Source organism: Streptomyces tailanensis, assembly GCF_008386495.1.
GTDB lineage: Bacteria > Actinomycetota > Actinomycetes > Streptomycetales > Streptomycetaceae > Streptomyces > Streptomyces tailanensis.
The window spans coordinates 136,375-157,674 of sequence record NZ_VTHJ01000013.1 but is presented as its reverse complement, the minus strand read 5'-3'; the positions used below and the strand labels follow the sequence as shown (position 1 = coordinate 157,674).

Sequence of the window (21,300 nt, the reverse complement as noted above, 5' to 3'; positions counted from 1 at the left end):
GTTAACGGGCCAATGTCTCCCAGGCCCCTCCCTCCCCTGGCGCCATGCTGTACCGTCCCGACCCAATGAATCTCATATGAAACTCACTCGTTCGTGTGAGGTTCGTGAAGACGACGATCACAACGTTGACGACAGTCCTGACGATGACTCCCAACGTTGACCGCAGGACACCGCAAGGACGAGGAAGGCCAGTACATGGGACGCCACCGACGCTCCGCCGCCGGCCGCGCCGCCACGGGCCGCGCCACCGGAGTCACCGATACGGGCCCGGAGCCGCACTACGGCCCGGAGAACCTGTACGGGTTTGCCGCGGTCCTGGAGGCCGACGCCCGGGAGGCGTCGCGTTCCGGTGGTTCGCGCCGCCGTAAGAAGAAGGCCGTCACGCCCGTGAAGACCGGCTTGCTCGGTGTCTCCGCCGCCGTGGCCCTCGGCACCGTCGCGGTGGCGACAGGTGTGCTGCCGGGCGGCGGCAAGTACACGGTCAGCGGTGGCAGCACCCCCGAGACGGTGGTACCGGTCGGCTCGCCGACGGGTGCGGCGGCACAGCAGGGCGGTACGGACGGCGCCGCCGAGGAGCGCGAGGACGAGTCCACCAGCCGCGACTCCCAGCGCGAGGCCTCGCCTTCGGCCAGCCCGTCCACCAAGACGCCCACGCCGTCCAAGACGCCCTCCGAAGAAGCGGACAAGGGCTCCGGCTCGAAGAAGACCAAGAAGCCGAAGCCCGAGCCCACCAAGGGGAAAAAGACCACTTCCCCGGCGGAGATCTCCTCGGAGACCCAGGCCGAGGCGGCGGTCCTCCAGTTGGTCAACGAGGAGCGGGCCAAGGCGGGCTGCAGCCCGGTCGCGGCGAACAGCACGCTGGCGAAGCTGGCCCAGGCGTTCAGCGAGGACATGGCACTGCGAGCCTTCTTCGACCACACGGACCCCGACGGCCTGGACCCGTGGGACCGCGCGGCCGCCCTCGGGATCATCGGCCTCGGCGGCGAGAACATAGCCCGCGGCCAGGCCACCGCCGAGGCGGTCATGGAGGCCTGGATGAACAGCCCCGGCCACCGCGCGAACATCCTGAACTGCGACTTCAAGACCCTCGGTGTCGGTGTGCACATGGCCGACGGGGGGCCCTGGTGGACGCAGGACTTCGGTTACTAGTTCTTCGGTTGCCAGGCTCACACACCACGGGCGCTAACCTTTAGTTAGTGCAACCTTCTGGTTAGCGCTGTGCCGGAGTATCCTCGACGTATGGAATCAGCCGCGCAGACCGCCGTGACGCCCGCGCAGGCCGCCGCGGGCGCGGACGGTCCGAACCTCGACGACCTGGCCTTCGACGTGTTCGCCAGGAACTGTCCGTCCCGGGGCACCCTGGAGCACGTCACCGGCCGCTGGGGCGGTCTCACGCTCTGCGCGCTGCACGAGGGCACGCTCCGCTTCAACGAGCTGCGCCGACGGGTCGACGGCGTCAGCGAGAAGATGCTCTCCCAGACCCTCCACGCCCTGGAGCGCGACGGTCTGGTCCACCGCGAGGCCCAGCCCACCAACCCGCCCCGCGTCGACTACACACTCACCCCGCTCGGCCGCGAGGTCGCCGAGCGCCTGCTGTCCCTCATCCACTGTGTGGAGGACCGCATGGAGGACGTCCTCCGGGCACGCGAGCGCTACGACGAGACGCGCGGCGCCCGCTGACACGCCGGGCAGTAATAGCTGGACCGATTCATCCAGGGGCGCCGCCGCATCCCCGTGGCACAGCGTCGGCACGGCAGCCCCTCCCGCCCGTACGCGTCGAGTGAGCGGTCGAAGTACCCCGACTCGCCGTTGACGTTGACGTACAGGCTGTCGAAGCTCGTGCCGCCGACTTCCAGGGCCGCGTTCATCACGTCCCGTATGTGGCCCAGGAGTTCGGTGGTGCGGGGGCGCGTGAAACCGGCGGTCGGGCGCTCGTAGTGGACTCGTGCGCGCCAAAGCGCCTCGTCCGCGTAGATGTTGCCGACGCCACTGATCAACGACTGGTCGAGCAGGGCCCGTTTGATGGTCGTACGCTTCCGCCGCAGCGACTGGTGGAAGGCCTCTGCGTCGAACAGCGGGTCGAGGGGATCGCGGGCGATGTGGCCGATGACGTCCGGCAGGCCGTCGGGGATCGTGTCGTGCAACGACAGTCCCCCGAAGGTGCGTTGGTCGACGAAGCGGAGTTCGGTACCGAGGGCGTCCGCGAACCGTACGCGGATCCTGAGGTGCTTCTCGTCAACCGCGTCGTGCGGCTGCACGAGCAGCTGGCCGCTCATCCCGAGGTGGGCGAGGACGGCCGTCCCGCTGTCCTCCACGGGCAGCCACAGGTACTTGCCGCGCCGGCTCGGCTCACCGATCCGGTGCCCCTTGAGCCGGTGCGCGAAGTCGTCCGGCCCGGCGAGATGCCGCCTGATCGCCCTCGGGTGCAGGACCTCCACATCGGCGACCGTCCGGCGGGCCACCCACCGCTCCAGCCCTCGCCGCACGACTTCGACCTCGGGAAGCTCTGGCATGGGATCCTCCGGAGGTTTGGCGGGGCGGGGTTCGTTGTTGGGTGCGGGTGAGTGGGGGCTGGTCGCGCAGTTCCCCGCGCCCCTTAAAAACCGGGGGGGCGCCCCCAGTTCTTTTAGGGCGCGCGGAACTGCGCGAGCAACCCACCACAACCCGCGGCCGCCACACGGCACCACCCCCCGAGCTGGAAAGCGTTCAGGGGGTGTCGTCCAGGTCAGGCCGACGCGGTGTCCGAAGGTGTGTCGGCGGTGGCCTCGGCTGCGGCCGCGGCTGCGGCCGCGGCCGCCTTCGCGCGCTCGTCCGCCGCGGAGCGAATCGCGCGCCAGGCGGACTCGGCCGCCTGCTGCTCCGCTTCCTTCTTGCTGCGGCCGGTGCCGGTGCCGTACGAGACGCCTCCGACGCGGGCGGCAGCTGTGAAGGTCTTCTCGTGGTCGGGGCCGGTCTCCGTGACCAGGTACTCGGGCACACCGAGCCCCTCGGTCGCGGTGAGCTCCTGGAGGCTGGTCTTCCAGTCCAGGCCGGCTCCGAGGTTCGAGGACTTCTCGATCAGCGGGTCGAACAGGCGGTGCACCAGCTCCGCCGCCGAGTCCAGGCCCTGGTCGAGATAGACCGCACCGATCACCGCTTCGAGGGTGTCGGCGAGGATGGATGCCTTGTCCCGGCCGCCCGTGCCCTCTTCACCGCGGCCGAGCCGGATGAAGGAGCCGAGTTCGAGCCCGCGGCCCACCTCCGCCAGCGCACGAGAGTTGACCACCGCGGCCCGCAGCTTGGCCAGTTGGCCTTCGGGCAGGTCGGGGTGGGTGCGGTACAGCGTGTCCGTGACCACGAGGCCGAGGACGGAGTCTCCGAGAAACTCCAGGCGCTCGTTGGTGGGCAGGCCGCCGTTCTCGTACGCGTAGGAACGGTGGGTCAGCGCGCGCACCAGAAGGGCGGACTCGAGCCTGTAGCCGAGCCGCCCTTCCAGAAGCGTGTGGGACGAGGCCGTGTTCTCCGCCTTTTTCTTGGCGCTTGTTTCCGCCTTGGCGTCAGACATAAAGCCTCTCACCAGCCGCTCAGACCTCGAGGACCTGGCGCTTGTTGTAGGTGCCACAGGACGGGCACGCGATGTGCTGCTGCTTGGGCTCGTGGCAGCGCTCGCACGCAACCAGGGTGGGGACCGCAGCCTTCCACTGCGACCGGCGGTGGCGCGTGTTGCTGCGCGACATCTTCCGCTTCGGAACAGCCACGGCTACTTCTCCTGCTTCTCGTCGACGCCAGCTTCGGCGCCGCTCATCTCGTCCTTCTCGCCATCTTCGAGTGAACCGGCGAGTCCCTGCAGTGCCGCCCAACGGATGTCGACGGCGTCGTGGTGGTGGTCCGGGTCGTCCGCGAGCCGGGCTCCGCACTGGGAGCACAGGCCGGGGCAGTCGTCCTGGCACACCGGCTGCATCGGCAGTGCGAGCACCACCGCGTCCCGCAGCACGGGTTCGAGGTCGAACAGGCCGTCCTCGATGAAGAGCCTGTCCTCGTCTTCCTCGGCGTCGTCGGCCGGCTCCGCCTTGGGGCGGCCCCGGTCGTCGGCGTCAGGGTACGAGAACATCTCCTGGAAGTCCGCATCGAGCTCCAGCTCAAGCGGCTCCAGACACCTTACGCACTCCCCCTCGGCCTTGGCACGGGCGGTGCCTGTGACGAGCACACCTTCCATGACCGACTCCAGGCGGAGTTCGAGCCCCACCGGCGCGCCTTCCGGCACTCCGATCACTCCCTGGATCCCGAGGTCCTTGGGAGCGTCGATCTCACGGGTTAGGCGCTGCAGCGCGCCAGGACGCCGCCCCAGCTCGTGTGTGTCGAACACGAGAGGGTTGCGGTGGTCGAGGCGGGCGTTCAGGGCCATTCCTGCTTTCGATCTTGAAGCTCTGGGATGCCGCCCTTCGATGCTTCCCGGGCAGCGTTGATCGCGGATGTACGCGCGACCGAAGAGCCAGGATACTGGACCTTTCGCTCTCGGCCCAATCCGCTGTCAGCGGCCCTGTTCGTAGCGACGCAGCTGCTCCGCGGTGATCATGGTGGTGTCGAACAGGCTGGTCTCGTCGAGGGCATTGGCCGGGGGCTGCGCGTACCCCTGCTGCCCCTGCTGCCCCTGCTGTTCCTGATGCCCTTGGTGTCCCTGGTTCGGGTCGTACGAGGGCTGCTGCGGGTAGCCGGCCGCGTACGGATCGGCCTGTTGGTAGCCGTAGGGGTCGGCCGCCTGCTGGGGCTGGGCATACTGCTGCTGGTAGCCGCCGTACGGATCCTGCTGGTACGCCGTCGCCTGGTACGCGTCCTGCTGCCGACCGTACGACGACTGCTCCGGCACCGCGGAGGACCGCTGGGCGGGGGTGTCGGAGAGCGCGGCGAGCTCGGCCAGGTAGTCGGCGTCGCTGGTGGGCTGCGGGGAAGTGCCGTCGTCGTTCAGGGCGAGGGCGCCGAGGTCGTCGGTGGCGATCCGGCCGTGGAGCTTCTGCCGGCCGCGGCCGACGGCCTCCAGGGTCTTGGCGAGGACGGCCTCGAAGGCTCCGAGCTTGGCGTCCACGTACGCGTCGGCGTCGCGGCGCAGGGTCTCGGGGTCGTGGCTGCGCTCGGGGGCGTCCTCGTCCTCGTAGCCCTGTTCGTCGAGGCCGGGGCCGGTGCCGAGGAGCTTCTCGCGGCCGCGGCCGACGGAGCCGAGGGTCTTGGTGAGGACGACCTCGAAGTTGGCGAGCTTGGAGTCGACGTAGTCGTCGGCCTCGGCGCGGACCTCTTCGGCCTCCTGGCGGGCCTCGGTGAGGATGCGGTCGGCCTCGTTCTGGGAGCGGCGGGCGACCTCGGTGTCGGAGATCAGGGAGCCGCGCTCGGCGTGCGCGGTCTCGATGATCCGCTCGGCCTCCAGCCGGGCCCGCTCGACCATGTGCTCGCGGTCGCCGATCAGCTCCTGCGCCTGGGCGAGGGAGTCGGGCAGCGCCGCGCGCACCTCTTCGAGCAGCGAGAGCAGTTGGGCGCGGTTGACCACGCACGAGGCCGACATGGGCATGGCCCGGGCGCCGGAGACGACCGAGACGATCTCGTCGAGCTTCTTCTGCACGTCCACCGTGTGCTCGCCACTCTCTACAGCTGTGTTGGAGACGGTCGGGTCGACTGTACGGCCAGCGGACGACCGCCGTCCCCTCAGTCCTGCTTCAGACGCTCGTTCAGGGCCTGGAGGACCAGCGGGGGCACCAGGTGGGAGACGTCGCCGCCCCAGGTCGCGACCTCCTTGACCAGGGAGGAGGACAGGAAGCTGTAGGTGGGGTTGGTGGGGACGAAGAGGGTCTCCACGCCGGAGAGGCCGTTGTTCATCTGGGCCATCTGCAGCTCGTAGTCGAAGTCGCTGACCGCGCGCAGGCCCTTGACGATGGCGGGGATGTCGCGTTGCTTGCAGAAGTCGACGAGGAGGCCGTGGAAGGCCTCGACCCGTACGTTCTCGTAGTCGGCGGTGACCTCGCGGATCAGCTCGATCCGCTCCTCGACCTCGAACAGGCCCTTCTTGGACTTGTTGATCATCACGGCGACGTAGACCTCGTCGTACAGCTTGGAGGCGCGGCCAATGATGTCGAGGTGTCCGTTGGTGATGGGGTCGAACGACCCCGGACAGACGGCTCGGCGCACTTGGGATCCCTCGCTCTTCGGTCCGGTCATCATGCGTCTTCGCACGTGGAGGCGGCGCGACCGTACCAAAACGTTCCCTCGCCGTAGCGACGGGACCTGATCGCTTCGAAACCGGTCGGCCAGCGGAATTCGCCGCCTCTGGTGCTGCGCTCCACGGTGACGAGGGCTTCGTCGCCGAGCCAGCCCTCCGTACGGAGTGTGAGGAGAATCTCTAGAAGATCGTCATCCGTGACGGCGTACGGAGGGTCCAGGAAGACGAGGTCGTACGGCTTCTCCGGGGCCGGGCCCTGGATGATCTGTTCCGCCTTGCCCGACCTCACCTCGGCGCCGGGGAGGCCGAGCGATCTGACGTTGTCGCGGACCGTGCGGGCCGCTCTCGCGTCGGCCTCGACGAGCAGGGCGTGGGCGGCGCCTCGGGAGAGGGCCTCCAGGCCTACGGCGCCGGAGCCGGCGTAGAGGTCGAGGACCCGTTCGCCGTCCAGGGGGCCGCCGAGGAGGGATTCCCAGGTGGAGAAGAGGCCCTCGCGTGCGCGGTCGGAGGTGGGGCGGGTTCCGGTGCCGGGCGGCACGGAGAGGCGCCGTCCGCCGGCGGCGCCGGCGATCACGCGGGTCATCTTGGGTCCTTGGTCGAGGGGCGACTATGGGTCCAGTTTGGCAGGTGGGAGGGGCCTCGCGCCCCTAGATAGCGGGGCGGCTGCCCTCAGCCCTTGTCCAAGTACTGTTCCCTCTCCTCGTCCAACAGGGCGTCCAGCGCTGTCTTCAGGCCCGGCAGGCGCTCCAGGTCCGGGTCGGCCGCCACGACCGCCGTCGCCTCCTCCCGCGCCTCCGCGATGATCTCCTCGTCCTCGATGACGGCCAGCATGCGGAGGCTGGTGCGGGCGCCGGACTGGGCCTGGCCGAGGACGTCGCCCTCTCGGCGTTGTTCCAGGTCGATGCGGGAGAGTTCGAAGCCGTCGAGGGTGGAGGCGACGGCGTTGAGGCGTTGGCGAGCCGCGCTGGCCTCGGCCATCTCTGTGACCAGGAGACACAGGCCCGCTGCCGAGCCTCGGCCCACCCGGCCGCGGAGCTGGTGGAGCTGGGAGACGCCGAAGCGGTCGGCGTCCATGATGACCATCGCCGTGGCGTTGGGGACGTTGACGCCGACCTCGATGACTGTCGTGGCGACCAGGACGTGCGTCTCGCCGGCGGCGAAGCGGCGCATCACGGCGTCCTTGTCGTCGGGGTGCATACGGCCGTGCAGGACCTCGACCTTGAGGCCGTTGAGGGGGCCTTTGGAGAGGTGGTCGGCGACGTCGAGGACCGCGAGGGGTGGGCGCTTCTCGGCCTCGTCCTCGGGGGACCTCTTGGCCTTCTTCGGGTCGTCCTCCTCATCGCCGATGCGGGGGCAGACCACGTATGCCTGGTGGCCGTTCTCGACCTCCTCGCGGACCCGCTCCCAGGTGCGGGCGAGGAAGTGGGGTTTGTCGGCGGCCGGGACGACATGGCTGGCGATGGGTGAGCGGCCGGCGGGGAGTTGGTCGAGGACCGAGGTCTCCAGGTCGCCGAAGACGGTCATGGCGACCGTGCGCGGAATGGGGGTGGCCGTCATGACGAGGAGGTGGGGCGGCTGCTTGCCCTTGCCGCGCAGCGCGTCGCGCTGTTCCACCCCGAAGCGGTGCTGTTCGTCCACGACGACCAGGCCCAGGTCGTGGAACTGCACCTTGTCCTCGATCAGCGCGTGGGTGCCGATGACGATGCCGGCCTCGCCGGTGACCAGGTCGAGCAGGGCCTGGCGGCGGGCCGCGGCGCCCATCGAACCGGTGAGCAGCACCACCTTGGTGGCGTGCTCGGCCCCGCCCAGCATCCCTCCCTCCCGTCTCCCACCACCGCCCTTCTGCGGAGGCGCTTCGCGCCACAGCCCCCAACTGGCCAGCTCGCCCATCATCTCGGTGACCGACCGGTGGTGCTGCTGGGCGAGCACCTCGGTGGGCGCGAGCATCGCGGCCTGTCCACCGGCGTCGACGACGGCGAGCATGGCGCGCAGGGCCACCATGGTGTTGTGGGTGACCGTGAAGTTGTCGGTGACGTAGGCGTGGCTCGGGTGGGCGACGCTGATGCACTGGACCGGCTTGCGGCCCACATGCTCGACGGCCCGGATTCCACGTCGAAACGTGCTGTATTTCGGCCGAGCCCGTACGCGGTCGGCCTTGCGGGTCAGCCGGAACGGCGCGTGTTCCTCAGGCAGGGCGACCGAGACATTGAATGCGGCTCGCTTCGGCAGAACTCGTGCACGGCCACCCAGCGATCGCACGAGCCAGGCGACGTCGTCCGCCAGCCTGCGCGAGGCAGAACAGAGCGAGATGCTCAGACCGTCCGCCTGCACAGTGCCATCCGTGTCCAGAATGCCTTGCAGCAGGGCCAGACGGTTCTTGACCGACGTGTTCTTGAAGTCGTCCGGCACGAACTTCCCATGTGGCGTGAGGCCCCACAGGTTCAGGTCGCGCAGCGTCTGGATCACGGGGTTGCGGACGCCGCCAGCACGTTGCGTCAGCTGGATCGTGTAGTCGCAGCCGGAGCCCTTTACCGGCACCAGTCGGCATTCCGGCGCGACCGCGGCTGCCACGGCATCTCGAATCTCCTCGTCGATCGTGGAAAAACGCAGGTTGTGGCGGAACGAGCCGTCCCCCAGGAGGAGGCCGAACAGGTACGGATCCAACGGCAGTCCTGAATCGTCTCCGAGGTCGACGGGGGTTGCGGCCGGGATGTACCACTTTGAGGATCCGTTCGCCTTGAAGGTATCGAGACGGACCTCCCGAGTGGTCATGACCTTGGGTTCCTGCCCCCGGTGCCACCCGCAGCTCGTACCGACGATCCAGAGATGCTCGTCGTCGCACTCGACAGAGCTGCCGTCGGACAGGACCAGCCGCCAGACATCGCGCTCTCCCTGCGGGAAGACGCCGTCGATCAGCGCAATCTCCCCGTCGGGCACGACAACCTCGTCCCCCACGCTCAAGTCCCCCATCCGGCGGAAACCGGCGGGAGTGAGCACCAGCGAGTCGAGAGGCTGGGCCTTGCCCGAGCCGACCTCTCCCTGGAGCAGGCGGTGCATCGGGTGCTCGGTGGCCAGGTCGTCGAAGATCTCCTTGGAGACCTTTCGCTGGCCCTCGGTGAGGGTGAAGGGGAGGCGGGCGTCGAAGGTGGTGAGGAGGCCGTCGGGGGTGGGTTTGCGGGCCGCGGCGGGGAGTTGGGCGTCGGCGTGGCGGCGGCGGGCGAGGGCGACCTGGAGGACGAAGGCCTCGTCCCACTTGAGGCGGTCGCGGGCGGAGTCGATGTCCGCCTTGGTGTGGGGGCGGTGGATCTTCAGGAGGGCCTCGGGGAGGGGGACGAGGCCACGGCCCGCGCGGAGGGAGTCGGGCAGGGGGTCCAGGGCCTCCTGGGCGCTCGGGAGCACCGTCTGGACGGCCTTGGCGATCTTCCAGGACTCCAGCTTGGCGGTGGCCGGGTAGATCGGGATGAGGGCGCCGGCCCAGGTGTCGACGGTCTCGGAGACGTCGTCGCCGCGCAGGAGTTCGTAGGCCGGGTGGGCCAGTTGAAGGCGGCGGTTGAAGACGGAGACCTTGCCGGCGAAGAGGGCGCGGGTGCCGGGGAGGAGCTCCTTGTGGGGTTTGTGCACGCCGTTGCCGAAGAAGACGAGCTGGAGGCGGCCGCTGCCGTCGGTGATGGTGACTTCGAGGCGCTGGCCCTTGCCGCGGGGCGCCTTGGCGGAGGCGAAGGTGTGCAGTCGGGCGTCGGCGACCTGGGCGACGACGGTGACGTGCTCGTCCATGGGCAGGTCGGCGAGGTGGGTGAGCTGGCCACGCTCCTCGTATCTGCGCGGGTAGTGGTGCAGCAGGTCGCCGACGGTGTGCAGGCCGAGGTGCTCGGCCATCACCTTCGCGGTGGCGGCGCCGAGCGTGTTCTTGAGCGGTTCTTCGAGCGCGGGCACGAGATCCATTGCACACCAACCCACTGACAATCCCGTATACGTCCTTGAAATCTGCTGGTCAGACGGGTCGTTCGGGCCTAGGATGACGCACTCCCGGGCCCAGCAGTGTCAGGGTCCGTACCGCCCCCCGTCCGCGGTCACCGTCTCGCGGGACCGCCCGACCCCGCCGCCGTCGCCAGAATCCCACCCCACCGGCGCTGCGACGATGGATTCAATGACCTCACAGTCATCCCAGGCACCCCGGACACCTCAGTCTTCCCAGTCGCCTCATACGTTCCAGGTCGATCTGCGTGGCCTGGTGGATCTCCTCTCGCACCACCTCTATTCCAGTCCGAAGGTCTACCTGCGGGAGTTGCTGCAGAACGCCGTGGACGCGATCACCGCGCGGCGTGCCGAGGAGCCCGACGCGCCCGCCCGGGTGCGGCTGTTCGCCGCGGGCGGCGCGCTGCGGGTGGAGGACTCCGGCGTGGGGCTCACCGAGTCCGATGTGCACAATCTGCTGGCCACGATCGGCCGCAGTTCCAAGCGGGCCGACGGGATCGCCGACGGGCTCCAGGAGGTCCGCTCGGACTTTCTGGGGCAGTTCGGCATCGGGCTGCTGGCGTGCTTCGTGGTCGCCGAGCGCATCCGGGTGGTCAGCCGCAGCGCCCGTACGCCCGGGGCGCCGCCCGTGGAGTGGACGGCGACCGACGACGGGTCGTACACCGTGCGGACGCTGCCCGACGAGGCGCGCCCCGAGCCCGGCACGACGGTGCACCTGGTCGCGCGGCCCGGCGCGGCCGAATGGCTCTCCCACGCGCGCGTGCTGTCGCTGGCCCGGGACTTCGGGTCGCTGCTGCCGTACGACGTCCGGGTGGGCGACGAGGCGGTCACCGATCTGCCCGCGCCCTGGGACCGTGCGTACCCCTCCCCCACCACCCGGAGGGTGGCCCTCGCGCGGCACTGTCACGACCTGTTCGGGTTCACTCCGCTGGACGCGATCGAGCTGGACGTGCCGCTGGCCGCGATCCGGGGCGTGGCGTACGTCCTGCCGTCGGCCGTCAGCCCGGCCCAGCGGGCGAGTCATCGGGTGCATCTGAAGGGCATGCTGCTCACCGAGCGGGCCGAACAGCTGCTGCCGGACTGGGCGTTCTTCGTGCGCTGTGTCCTCGACACGGACAGCCTGCGGCCCACGGCGTCGCGGGAGTCGCTGTACGAGGACGAGACCCTGGCGGCCGTACGGGAGGCGCTGGGCGAAAGGATTCGCGGCTGGCTGACCGGGCTCGCCGCGGGTGATCCGGAGCGGCTGGCGGCCTTCCTGTCGGTGCACTACCTGGGGGTCAAGTCCCTGGCGCGGCACGACAGGGGGATGCTGCGCACGATGCTGCCGTGGCTGCCCTTCGAGACGACCGACGGGCGGCTGTCCCTGGAGGAGTTCGCGCAGCGGCACCCGGTGGTGCACTTCACGCGGACGGTCGAGGAGTACCGCCAGGTCGCGCCGATCGCCTCCGCGCAGGGTGTCGGGGTCGTCAACGGCGGCTACACGTACGACAGCGAGCTGGTCGAGGCGCTGCCGTCGGTGCGGCCGGGGACGGTGGTCGCCGAACTGGACGCCGACACGGTGACCGCGCATCTGGACACGCCGGACCCGGACGAGGAGCTGGCGCTGACGGGTTTCCTGTCGGCCGCGCGGGCGAAGCTGGACCCCCTGGGGTGCGATGTGGTGCTGCGGGCGTTCCATCCGCTGTCGGTGCCCGCGCTGCACCTGGACGACCGGTCCTCCCGGCACGAGCAGGCTCGCGCGGAGGCGGAGGAGCGGGCCGACGATCTGTGGGCGGGCATCCTCGGCTCGCTTCGGGGCAGTGCCCCCCGCGCGCGGTTGGTGCTCAACCATCTCAACCCGTTGATCCGGCGAATCAGTTCCCTGAACGATCCGGAGCTGATCGGCACCGCCACCGAGTCCCTCTACGGGCAGGCCCTGCTGATGGCGCAACGCCCGCTCAGGCCCGCGGACTCGGCGCTGTTGAACCGGGCGTTCATCGGCCTGCTGGAGTGGGCCACCCACGGTGAGACGGGCACGGGGGAGGACGGCCGCAAGTGAGTGACGTCATGGATTTTGACGATCTGCGCCGCGCCATGGCGGAGAACTACGAGCAGCCGGAAGGTCCCGCCCGCAACGCGCGCGCGGAGCAGTTGCTCGCGGAGGCGGAGAAGCTGACCATCCCGCTCGCCGTGATCGAGGCGCTCGGACACCAGCTGAAGGTCTACAACTACAGCTCCGAGAAGGACAAGATGTTCGTCCCCTTCGCGCGTCTGCTGCGCATGTGGGACGAGCGCCCCGAGGACTTCGACGAGTACGAGATCCACTCCCTGCACTGGGTCTTCAAGTGGATGTCGGCCGGCATGCTCAACCAGCCGCACATCCCGCTCGCCTCGATCGAGAAGTGGCTCGGCGAGATGGAGCACCGCTACCGGCTCGCCGGGCACTCCGAACGGGCCGTGCGCAGCGCGGAGTTCAGTGTGGCCGCGCACATCGGGGATCTGGCGCGGACCGAGCGGGCGTACGAGGCGTGGCTCGCCGCCGACCGGGACAGCATGGCCGACTGCCACGCGTGCGAGCTGCACGGCCAGGGCTGGTGGCGGGCGCGGCTGCGCAGGGACGCCGAGGCACTGGAGCTGTGGGCGCCGGTCCTGGAGGGCCGGTACGCGTGCGCCCACGAGCCGCACACCGTCCTGGCGTCGTCCCTGGTGCCGCTGCTGCGCCTGGGCCGTGTGGACGAGGCCCGCGCCCACCATCTGCGCGGCTTCCGGCTGGTGCGGGCCATGGAGAGCATGCGGGGCGCGTACGCGGACCATGTGGAGTTCTGCGCCCTGTCCGGCAACGAGGCGCGCGGCCTGGAGCTGCTGGCCGAGCGTCCGGCGTACTTCACGGACTCCGGGGACCCGCGCAGCAAGCTGGACTTCATGAGTGTGGTGGCCCTGCTCATGGACCGCCTGGTCGCCCGTGGGTTCGGCGATCAAACGGTCCCGGGCCCGGCCGACCGTACCTGGACCGCCCGCGAACTGGCCTCCCACGCGCGCGAGGAGGCCCTTTCCCTGGCCGCGCTGTTCGACGAGCGCAACGGCACGGCGTACGTCAGCACGGTCGCCCGGGAGCGTATGGACCAGCAGCCACTGCTGGACCGGCTGCCGCTGGGGGTGCGTGCGACGCGTACGGCACCGGTTCCCGCGCCCCGGCAGCCCGCCGCGGCCGAGCGGACGGAGGCCGCGGGGAGCGCACCGGCCCCCGGCGACCTGGCCGGGCTGCTCGCCGAGGCGCGGCGGCTCGCCGAGTCCCTGCACCCCGACTCCGTCGCGGCATGGGCCGCCGTGGCCCGTGCCGCGGAAGCCGAGGGCCGGGCTGCCGAGCTGACGGCCTACGACCGCGCGGAGGTCGTCGACCACCGGGCGATCGGCCTCGGCCCCGAGGGCGCCACCCTCTTCGAGCAGGCGGCCGAACTGTACGAGGAGGCCGGCGACCCGGGCGAGGCGCTGGCGGCACGCGCGCGTGGAGCCACGGTCCACGCCCTGAACGGCCGCGTCGAAACGGCCCTGGAGCTGATCTCCGGGCCGTACGAGAAGGTCCTCGCCCTCCACGAGGCCGACGCCACCGGCGTACGGCAGACGGCGTCCGTGCTGGTCGGGCGGGCGCGGATCCTCGTGCAGCGGATGCACGAGATGGACGGCACCGGGGATACGGCGGACGCGGACGCGGTGGCCGCCGCCGACGCGGCCGTGCGGGAGCTGGCGGAGTTCGTCGAGCCGCACCGCGCGGACGACGTACGGCTGGCCTCGCGGGCGGCGGAGGCGCGGGCGCTGCTCGGGGAGCTGGCCGAGCGCCGCGGGGACGCCCAGGCGGCCGCCGAGCTGTTCGCGGAGGGCGCGGAGCGGTACGTGACGGCCGGGCTGCCCTGGTTCGCGGTGCAGTACGAGGCACGGCTGGCCGGGGTCGCGCAGCAGGTCGGGGACCTGGAGACGGCCGAGCGGGCGGCCCGCGCGGCGCTGGAGCACGGCGGCACGGAGCTGGACCCGGTGGGCCGCTCCCAGCTGAATGCCCAGCTGGCCGAGGTCCTGGGCGCCGGCGACCGCGTCGAGGCGGCCGCGGAGCACGCCCTGGAGGCGGCGCACTGGGCCGACGAGGCCGGTGAGAGCCGGACGCTCGGCTCCTGGGCCCGGCATCTGCTCGGCGGGTTCCTGCTGCGGCAGGGGCGGTGGGCGGAGGCCGCGGAGGTACTGGAGTCGGCGCTGCCGGATCTCACCGCCGAGACACACGGCGAGGGGGCGGTCGCGCAGACCCTGTGGTGGCTCGGTGACTGCCACACCGAGCTCGGTGAACACCGCGAGGCCGCCGAGCGGTGGCTTCGGGCCGCCGACATCACCCGGCACTGGCCGGAGCAGCGCGACCACGCCATGCTCGCCCATCTCGCCGCCGAGGCCCTCGCCCGCGCGGGGCTGCCCGCCGACGCCGACCGGGCCTACGAGCGCGCGGGCGACCTCTGGGGAGAGCTCGGCAACGTCCACGGGTACGTCCGGGCGTTGCGCGCGCGGGCGTGGTACGCGGCGCAGGAGGGGGCGGGACTGGACGCGGCCCGGGAGTTGATGGGTGACGCGGTGCTGGGGTGCGAGGCGGCGCTGTCGGACGTGGTCGGGGAGGAGAACCGGCGGCGGATCGTCGCGGAACTCGGTGAGACGTATCGGCAGTTCGGGGATCTGCTCGCGCGGTCGGTGGCCGGGGACGCGGAGCTCTCCGAGTTCCGGCCGGTGTTCGAGGAGGCGCTGGAGTTCGTCGGGCGGGCGGTGGCGGTGTACGGGTCGCTCGGGGTGGACTTTCTTGATGCCCGTTGTGGGGCTGAGCTTGCCGCGGGGTGGTTGGAGGCGGATCTGGGGCGAGGGGATGCGGCGGGGGCACGCGCGCGTGGGGTGTTGTCCGCGTATGCCGCCGGGCGGGATGACGAGGTGGCGGTGGCGCGGCGGGCGGAGGCGGAGCGGATGTTGGAGGTGGTGGGGGCGGGCGAGGAGAGCTGAGCGGCACCGGGGGGAGCCCTTGGTTTTCTCGCCCCCGCCGCCCCTTACCCGTCCCATCCCCCGAGCTCTTCCGCGCCACAAACACCCTCGTTCGAGCTACTCCACCCCGATCAACAGCAACGCTCCCTGGCGGCCGCCCCGGTACACCACCGTGTCCACCGCCAGGTAGGACTCCCGTACCCGTGTCTCCACGTGGTCCGCGACGTCGGTGGGGACCTCGTCGCCGAGGACGAGGGTGACCATCTCGCCGCCTGCGGCGAGCATGCGGTCGACGACGGTCACGGCCGTACTCGTGATGTCGTCGCCGATTACGGCGACGTCGCCGTCGATGAGGCCGAGGACGTCGCCGGCCTGGCAGATGCCGGCCATGGTCCAGGACTGGCGTTCGGCGATGACGACCTCGCCGTAGCGGGTGGCGCCGGCCGCGGAGGTCATGGAGACGACGTCCTCGTCGAAGCGGCGGTCGGGCTCGTGGACGGCGAGGGCGGCGATGCCCTGGACCGCCGAGCGGGTGGGGATGAGGGCGACGCGTACGCCCTCGGTACGGGCCTGCTCGGCCGCGGCGGCCGCCGTGTGGCGAAGGTCCGCGTCGTTGGGCAGCAGCACCACCTCGCGCGCGTGGGCACGCCGTACGGCCTCCACGAGCTCCCCGCTGGCGGGGGGCTCCCCGGGGCGGGCCAGCACCGCGGTAGCGCCGGCCTCGGTGTACAGCGCGGCCAGCCCCTCCCCCGGTACGACGGCCACGACGGCGCGCTGGGCCCGCTCCCGCGGCGGTCGCCCGGCCGCACCGGTCATGTGGGCGTCCTCGGCCCCGAAGTGCGTGATCCGGATCCGGTACGGCCGCCCGGCCTCGACGCCGGCCTCCACGGCGGCTCCGGCGTCGTGGACGTGCACATGGACGTTCCACAGCCCGTCCCCGCCGACCACCACGAGCGAGTCGCCCAGCGCGTCGAGCCGTGTGCGCAGCCGGGCCACGGCCGCGTCGTCGGCCTCCAGGAGGTAGATCACCTCGAAGGCGGGGCCGCCGGGCTCGGACCGGTCGTCCGTACACACGTCCGTCGCGGCGTCGACACCCACGCCCACACGAGCACTGGCACCGGCCACCACCACCTTCGGCGCCTCTCCCGTGAACGTCTCCACCAGCGCCGCCAGTACGGCCACCAGGCCCCGTCCGCCCGCGTCCACGACGCCCGCGCGTGCCAGGACGGCCAGTTGCCCGGGGGTGGCCGCGAGAGCCTTGCCCGCGCCCTCGTAGGCGGCCCGGGCGACCGCGCCGCAGTCGCCCTCGGCTCCGGTGACCGCGTCGGCCGCGGCGGAGGCGACCGTGAGGACGGTGCCCTCGACGGGGTGGGCGACGGCGTCGCGGGCGGAGTCGGCGGCGTGGCGAAGGGCGAGCCGGAGGCCCTGGCCGTCGGTGTGGGCCGCCTCACCGTCGTCGGCGAGTACCTGGGCCATGCCCCGGAGCAGTTGGGCGAGGATCGTCCCGGAGTTGCCCCGGGCGCCGATCAGAGCGCCGTGCGCCATCGCGCGCGCGGCGTCGGCCAGCGTGGGCTTCCCGGTGGCCCCGTCGCCGGCCTCGTGGCCCGCGAAGACGGCCTCGACCGCCGTGACAGCCGACTCCATGGTCAGGTAGAGGTTCGTGCCGGTGTCCCCGTCCGCGACGGGGTAGACGTTGATCGCGTCGATCTCCTCGCGCGCCCGCCCGAGCGCCGCCAGCGCGAGACCGCACCAGGTGCGCACCGCGAGAGCATCGAAGAATGTCTGCGGCACCTGCGCCACCTGCGCCTCCTTGAGCTGCCCGAACGTGGGACGCAGCGTAGACCCAGGGTGGGTGTCCACCGGAAGAGGGCCGGGAACAGGGCCCTGAGCAGCCATGGTAGTTTCGTTCTACTGGCGCAGCCGTTGTATGCTGCTCCGGTTGCCCGATCCAGATCGGGCCATTCCCCCGGCAACGCCACTCAGATCTCTGATCCTGCGATCTCGATCCCGGCGTGCCGGGATCAACCGTAAGTGCATCTGAAGTCTTTGGAGTGACCCGTGGCTGCCAACTGCGACGTCTGCGGCAAGGGGCCGGGCTTCGGCAACAACATCTCGCACTCGCACCGCCGTACGTCCCGCCGCTGGAACCCGAACATCCAGCGTGTGCGTACCGTGGTGGGCGGGACGCCGAAGCGCGTGAACGCTTGCACCTCGTGCATCAAGGCCGGCAAGGTCTCGCGCTGACGCTCAGCTAGCGCGCGGCCACTGCTGGTTCGCTGCACAGAGCCGGTCCACTGAACAGTGGGCCGGCTTTTTGCCGTGCCCGCACGTACCCGTCGTGCCCGCGCCCTCCCTGTGCTGACAGAATCCCGTGAATGCGGTTCGGCATCCTCGGTCCCCTCGACATACGTGCCGACGACGGCACTTCGGTGGACCCCGGTGGACCCCGCCCCCGCGCCCTCCTGACGCTGCTGCTCCTCGACGCGGGCCGTTCGGTCTCCACCGAGCGCCTGACCGGCGGCCTGTACGGCGCCGAGCCGCCCGCCGGAGCCGCGGGCGCCCTGCAGTCCCAGATTTCCCGCCTGCGCAGGCGCCTAGGGCCACACACCGCGCACACGGCAATCGAGGCCACGCCCGCCGGTTACCGCATCATCACCCCGCCCGACGCCGTCGACGCCCACCTCTTCGAGCGACTGTGCGGGGAAGGGCGTACCGCGCCGCCGCCGGGGATCATCCGCAGGCGGCGGCGCGGCTGCGCGAGGCACTCGCCCTGTGGCGCGGAACCGCACTGCCCCGCTCCCACGCCCTGGACTCGCCCGGAGGCCTCGTACTGGCCGACCTCGCCGAGGCGCTGGCCTCCGTCGCCCCTTCCCCCGAGCGCGCCGCCGAACTCCTCGGCGCGGCCACGGCCCTGCGGGGCGCCCGCATCGAGGGCGACCCCGATGTCGTACGCACAGAGCGGGACGTGCGCGCCCAGCTGTCGCCGGAGGCCTACGACAAGGCCTTCGACCAGGGCCGCAGCCTCGGGTCAGCGGCGGTCAGCGAACGGTAGGCGGACGGTAGGCGGACGGTCAGCGCCCCGGCCGAAGCTGCCGTGCATGACGAACACGACGCACGATCTCAGCCACCTCTCCGTCCTGATCTCCGGCGCCGGTGTCGCCGGACCCGCGCTCGCCCTGAACCTCGTCCGGTACGGCGCCCGGGTCGCCGCCGAGATGGCGCCCGCCCTGCGCGAGGGCGGCTTCGCCGTCGACTTCCGCGGCCATGTCCACCGGAAGGTGCTGACCGAGATGGGCATCTGGGACGAGATCCACGCCCGGCAGACCCACATGGGCCGGCAGATCGTCGTCGACGCGGACGGCTCCCCGAAGGTGGACCTGCCGGCGGAGATGATGAGCGGCGACGTGGAGATCTTCCGCGGCGAGCTGGCCCGCATCATGTACGAGCGCACCCGGGACCGCGTCGACTACGTGTTCGGCGACTCGATCGCCACGCTCACCGACACGCCCCACGGCGTCGACGTCACCTTCGACAACAGCGAACCCCGCCGCTTCGACCTGGTGATCGGCGCGGACGGCCTCCACTCGCACACCCGCGGCCTCGTCTTCGGCGACGAATCCCGCCACCTGCGCTTCTTCGACCACTACGTGGCCGGCTTCGACGTCCCCAACCACCTGGGCCTGAACCGCGCCGGCCGGGTCTACAGCGAGCCCGGCCGGGCGATCGCCCTCGGCAACTACGGCGACGACCCGGACCGCGCGGTCGCGCTGCTGGTCTTCCGGTCCGAGCGGCTGTCGTACGACCGCCAGGACATCGCCGCCCAGAAGCGGATCCTCGCCGAGCGGTTCGCGGGCATGGGCTGGGAGGGGCCGAACGTCCTCAAGGCGCTGGAGGCGGCCGACGACCTGTACTTCGACGCGATCGCCCAGATCCACGTCGACCGGCTCGCCCAGGGCCGGGTGGCGCTGCTGGGCGACGCGGGGTACGGCGCCACGATGGGCGGCATGGGCACCGGTGTGGCGATCGTCGGCGCGTATGTCCTGGCCGGTGAACTGGCCCTGGCGGGCGGGGACCACCGTACGGCGTTCGCCGCGTACGAGGCGCGGATCCGGGACTTCGCCAAGGGCTGCCAGAAGATCTCGGGCAACGCGGGCCCGTTCTTCGCGCCGCCCACCGAGCGACGGATCCGCGGCCGGGACCGGATGTACCGGCTCCTCGCCTCCCGCTCGTTGGCGGCCTTCTTCAAGCGGCTCACCGAGAAGGCGGCGACGAACATCAAACTGCCGGAGTACCCCGTGTGACCGCCCATCCGTGGTCCACGGGCCCGATCCCCCCACCGAGCGCGAACCCGGCGGCGATCGCCCCGGTGACGTACTCCTTGGCCACCGCCACGGCCTCCGGCACAGACTGGCCCTTCGCCAGCTGGGACGCGATCGCGGACGCGAGGGTGCAGCCCGTGCCGTGCGTGTGCCGGTTGTCGTGGCGGGGGGCCCGCAGCCAGTGCTCCTCGGAGCCGTCGGTCAGCAGATCGACGGCTTCCCCCGGCAGATGGCCGCCCTTGATCAGCGCCCATCGGGGCCCGTACGCCAGCACGGCCGAGGCCGCCGCGCGCATCCCGGCCTCCGACTCGACCTGTACGCCGGTCAGTTGGGCGACCTCGTCCAGGTTCGGGGTCGCGACGGTCGCCACCGGCAGCAGCCGCGTCCGTAGGGAGTCCAGTGCGGACGCGGCGAGCAGCGGGTCGCCGTGCTTGGAGACGCCGACCGGGTCGACGACGATCGGCGCGTCCGTGCCGGCCAGCAACTCCGCGACGGCCTCGACGAGTTCGGCGGAGGCGAGCATGCCGGTCTTGACCGCCTGGACGCCGATGTCGTCGACGACGCTGCGGTACTGGGCGCGGACGGCCTCCACCGGCAGCTCCCAGGCGCCCTGCACACCGAGGGAGTTCTGCGCGGTGACGGCCGTGATCACGCTCATGCCGTGCACGCCGAGCGCGAGCATCGTCTTCAGGTCGGCCTGGATCCCGGCCCCGCCGCCGGAGTCGGAGCCCGCCACCGTCAGGACCCTGGGAAGCCTCACGACTCGATGTCCCCGAAGTGGTCCCAGCCGCCCTTGCTCGTCCAGGGCGCCCCGTCCACGGTCACCTGGGGCAGCGCCGAGGGGTTGAGGACCTCGCCGATCACCTTCCAGCGGGCGGGCAGCTTCACGTCCGGCGGGAAGGTCGCCACGATCGCGTGGTCCTCGCCCCCGGTGAGCACCCACTGGATCGGGTCGACGCCGACGGCCTGCCCGATGTCGTTCATCTGGGAGGGGATGTCGATCTCGCCGGAGCGGATGTCGATCCGGCACTTGCTCGCCTCCGCGATGTGCCCCAGGTCGGCGATCAGCCCGTCGCTCACGTCACACATCGCGGTCGCGCCGAGGGCGGCGGCGGCCGGCCCCGCGTGGTACGGCGGCTCCGGGCGCCGGTGGGCCTCCACGAAGGCGCGCGGCGAGCGGAAGCCACGCGAGAGCACCGCGTGCCCGGCCGCGGACCAGCCGAGCCAGCCGGTGACGGCCACGACATCGCCGGGCTGGGCTCCGCCCCTGGTCACGGGCTCGTGGTTGCGCAGATCACCGAGCGCGGTGATGGAGATCATGATGGTGTCGCCGCGTACGACGTCACCGCCGACCACGGCCGCCCCCGCGACCTGGCACTCGTCGCGCAGGCCGTCCATGAGTTCGGTCGCCCAGGTCACCGGGAGTTCGACGGGCGCGACCAGGCCGAGGAGCAGCGCGGTGGGTACGGCGCCCATGGCGGCGATGTCCGCGAGGTTCTGCGCGGCCGCCTTGCGCCCGACGTCGTACGCCGTGGACCAGTCCCGGCGGAAGTGCCGCCCCTCCAGGAGCAGGTCGGTGCTCGCCACGACCCTGCGGTCCGGCGCGGCCACCACGGCGGCGTCGTCGCCGGGGCCGACCCGGACCGCGGGGGTGGTGGTGAGCCGGGAGGTGAGCTCCCTGATGAGCCCGAACTCCCCCAGCTCTCCCACGGTGCCCTTCATCGTCGTATCGCCCCTTCTTGTGCCGCTTCCAGTGTCGCCCGCGCCCGGTCGCGAGCGGTTCTCGTCCTCGGTACGGTCGCGTCGACCGTCGACTTCCGTCGCCCCCGCGCCCCGGTGTGT

17 protein-coding genes and 2 pseudogenes are annotated in these 21,300 nt (G+C 71.4%); 8 read left to right on the top strand and 11 right to left on the bottom strand.

Annotated elements, in window-relative coordinates:
- Window positions 1-195 precede the first annotated feature (195 nt).
- Both F3T56_RS13500 and F3T56_RS13495 read left to right on the top strand, forming a co-directional pair.
- Window positions 196-1,149 carry a CAP domain-containing protein gene (locus tag F3T56_RS13500; RefSeq protein ID WP_149825405.1) on the top strand — a complete coding sequence of 318 codons (954 nt, stop codon included), beginning with the start codon at window positions 196-198 and terminating at the stop codon, window positions 1,147-1,149.
- Between the two features lie 90 nt (window positions 1,150-1,239).
- Window positions 1,240-1,680 carry a winged helix-turn-helix transcriptional regulator gene (locus tag F3T56_RS13495; protein WP_246203602.1) on the top strand — a complete coding sequence of 147 codons (441 nt, stop codon included), beginning with the start codon at window positions 1,240-1,242 and terminating at the stop codon, window positions 1,678-1,680.
- Here F3T56_RS13495 and mutM read toward each other — a convergent pair.
- The 8 genes and pseudogenes from mutM to F3T56_RS13455 form a co-directional block, all read right to left on the bottom strand.
- The gene (mutM, locus tag F3T56_RS13490) at window positions 1,653-2,513 is read right to left on the bottom strand and encodes a bifunctional DNA-formamidopyrimidine glycosylase/DNA-(apurinic or apyrimidinic site) lyase (protein WP_149825403.1); all 861 of its coding nucleotides are present in this window, start codon (window positions 2,511-2,513) and stop codon (window positions 1,653-1,655) included. The two genes, F3T56_RS13495 and mutM, sit on opposite strands and share 28 nt — an antisense overlap.
- Window positions 2,514-2,725: 212 nt before the next feature.
- Window positions 2,726-3,544, bottom strand: coding sequence for a ribonuclease III (rnc, locus tag F3T56_RS13485; RefSeq protein ID WP_149825401.1), 819 nt, complete (start codon window positions 3,542-3,544; stop codon window positions 2,726-2,728).
- A 19-nt stretch (window positions 3,545-3,563) separates the two neighbouring features.
- Complete coding sequence (gene rpmF / locus F3T56_RS13480; RefSeq protein WP_003951102.1) at window positions 3,564-3,737, bottom strand: 50S ribosomal protein L32; 174 nt, start codon at window positions 3,735-3,737, stop codon at window positions 3,564-3,566.
- 2 nt (window positions 3,738-3,739) lie between these two features.
- Window positions 3,740-4,384 carry a YceD family protein gene (locus tag F3T56_RS13475; protein ID WP_149825399.1) on the bottom strand — a complete coding sequence of 215 codons (645 nt, stop codon included), beginning with the start codon at window positions 4,382-4,384 and terminating at the stop codon, window positions 3,740-3,742.
- A gap of 126 nt (window positions 4,385-4,510) precedes the next feature.
- Window positions 4,511-5,596, bottom strand: a complete 1,086-nt coding sequence (locus F3T56_RS13470; RefSeq protein ID WP_149825397.1) for an ATP synthase subunit B family protein — start codon at window positions 5,594-5,596, stop codon at window positions 4,511-4,513.
- Window positions 5,597-5,673: 77 nt separating this feature from the next.
- Window positions 5,674-6,153, bottom strand: coding sequence for a pantetheine-phosphate adenylyltransferase (gene coaD, locus F3T56_RS13465; RefSeq protein WP_216372959.1), 480 nt, complete (start codon window positions 6,151-6,153; stop codon window positions 5,674-5,676).
- 29 nt (window positions 6,154-6,182) lie between these two features.
- Window positions 6,183-6,773: pseudogene (gene rsmD, locus F3T56_RS13460) on the bottom strand (16S rRNA (guanine(966)-N(2))-methyltransferase RsmD); the annotation flags it as partial.
- 80 nt (window positions 6,774-6,853) lie between these two features.
- Complete coding sequence (locus F3T56_RS13455; protein WP_149825391.1) at window positions 6,854-10,126, bottom strand: helicase-related protein; 3,273 nt, start codon at window positions 10,124-10,126, stop codon at window positions 6,854-6,856.
- 196 nt (window positions 10,127-10,322) lie between these two features.
- Here F3T56_RS13455 and F3T56_RS13450 point away from each other — a divergent pair, with 196 nt between their 5' ends.
- Together F3T56_RS13450 and F3T56_RS13445 are read left to right on the top strand one after the other, a co-directional pair.
- On the top strand, window positions 10,323-12,197 hold the full coding sequence (locus F3T56_RS13450; RefSeq protein WP_172638925.1) for an HSP90 family protein: 1,875 nt from the start codon (window positions 10,323-10,325) through the stop codon (window positions 12,195-12,197).
- Window positions 12,198-12,205: 8 nt separating this feature from the next.
- Complete coding sequence (locus F3T56_RS13445) at window positions 12,206-15,160, top strand: tetratricopeptide repeat protein (RefSeq protein WP_149825430.1); 2,955 nt, start codon at window positions 12,206-12,208, stop codon at window positions 15,158-15,160.
- Window positions 15,161-15,256: 96 nt separating this feature from the next.
- Here F3T56_RS13445 and F3T56_RS13440 read toward each other — a convergent pair whose 3' ends face one another.
- Complete coding sequence (locus F3T56_RS13440; RefSeq protein ID WP_149825387.1) at window positions 15,257-16,939, bottom strand: DAK2 domain-containing protein; 1,683 nt, start codon at window positions 16,937-16,939, stop codon at window positions 15,257-15,259.
- 258 nt (window positions 16,940-17,197) lie between these two features.
- Here F3T56_RS13440 and rpmB point away from each other — a divergent pair, with 258 nt between their 5' ends.
- From rpmB to F3T56_RS13425, 4 genes and pseudogenes are all read left to right on the top strand, one after another.
- Complete coding sequence (rpmB, locus tag F3T56_RS13435; RefSeq protein ID WP_003993230.1) at window positions 17,198-17,383, top strand: 50S ribosomal protein L28; 186 nt, start codon at window positions 17,198-17,200, stop codon at window positions 17,381-17,383.
- 131 nt (window positions 17,384-17,514) lie between these two features.
- Window positions 17,515-17,727: pseudogene (locus F3T56_RS49700) on the top strand (regulator); the annotation flags it as partial.
- 107 nt (window positions 17,728-17,834) lie between these two features.
- Window positions 17,835-18,191 carry a hypothetical protein gene (locus tag F3T56_RS49695; RefSeq protein ID WP_342786923.1) on the top strand — a complete coding sequence of 119 codons (357 nt, stop codon included), beginning with the start codon at window positions 17,835-17,837 and terminating at the stop codon, window positions 18,189-18,191.
- A 46-nt stretch (window positions 18,192-18,237) separates the two neighbouring features.
- Window positions 18,238-19,440, top strand: coding sequence for an FAD-dependent monooxygenase (locus F3T56_RS13425; RefSeq protein WP_149825385.1), 1,203 nt, complete (start codon window positions 18,238-18,240; stop codon window positions 19,438-19,440).
- On the opposite strand, the gene thiD is transcribed toward F3T56_RS13425, so the two are convergent.
- Entirely contained in the window at window positions 19,415-20,218 is an 804-nt protein-coding gene (thiD, locus tag F3T56_RS13420) for a bifunctional hydroxymethylpyrimidine kinase/phosphomethylpyrimidine kinase (protein ID WP_149825383.1), read from the bottom strand. The genes F3T56_RS13425 and thiD overlap by 26 nt on opposite strands.
- Entirely contained in the window at window positions 20,215-21,180 is a 966-nt protein-coding gene (locus tag F3T56_RS13415) for a thiamine-phosphate kinase (RefSeq protein WP_149825382.1), read from the bottom strand. The genes thiD and F3T56_RS13415 overlap by 4 nt, the downstream gene beginning before the upstream one ends.
- Window positions 21,181-21,300: the final 120 nt, after the last annotated feature.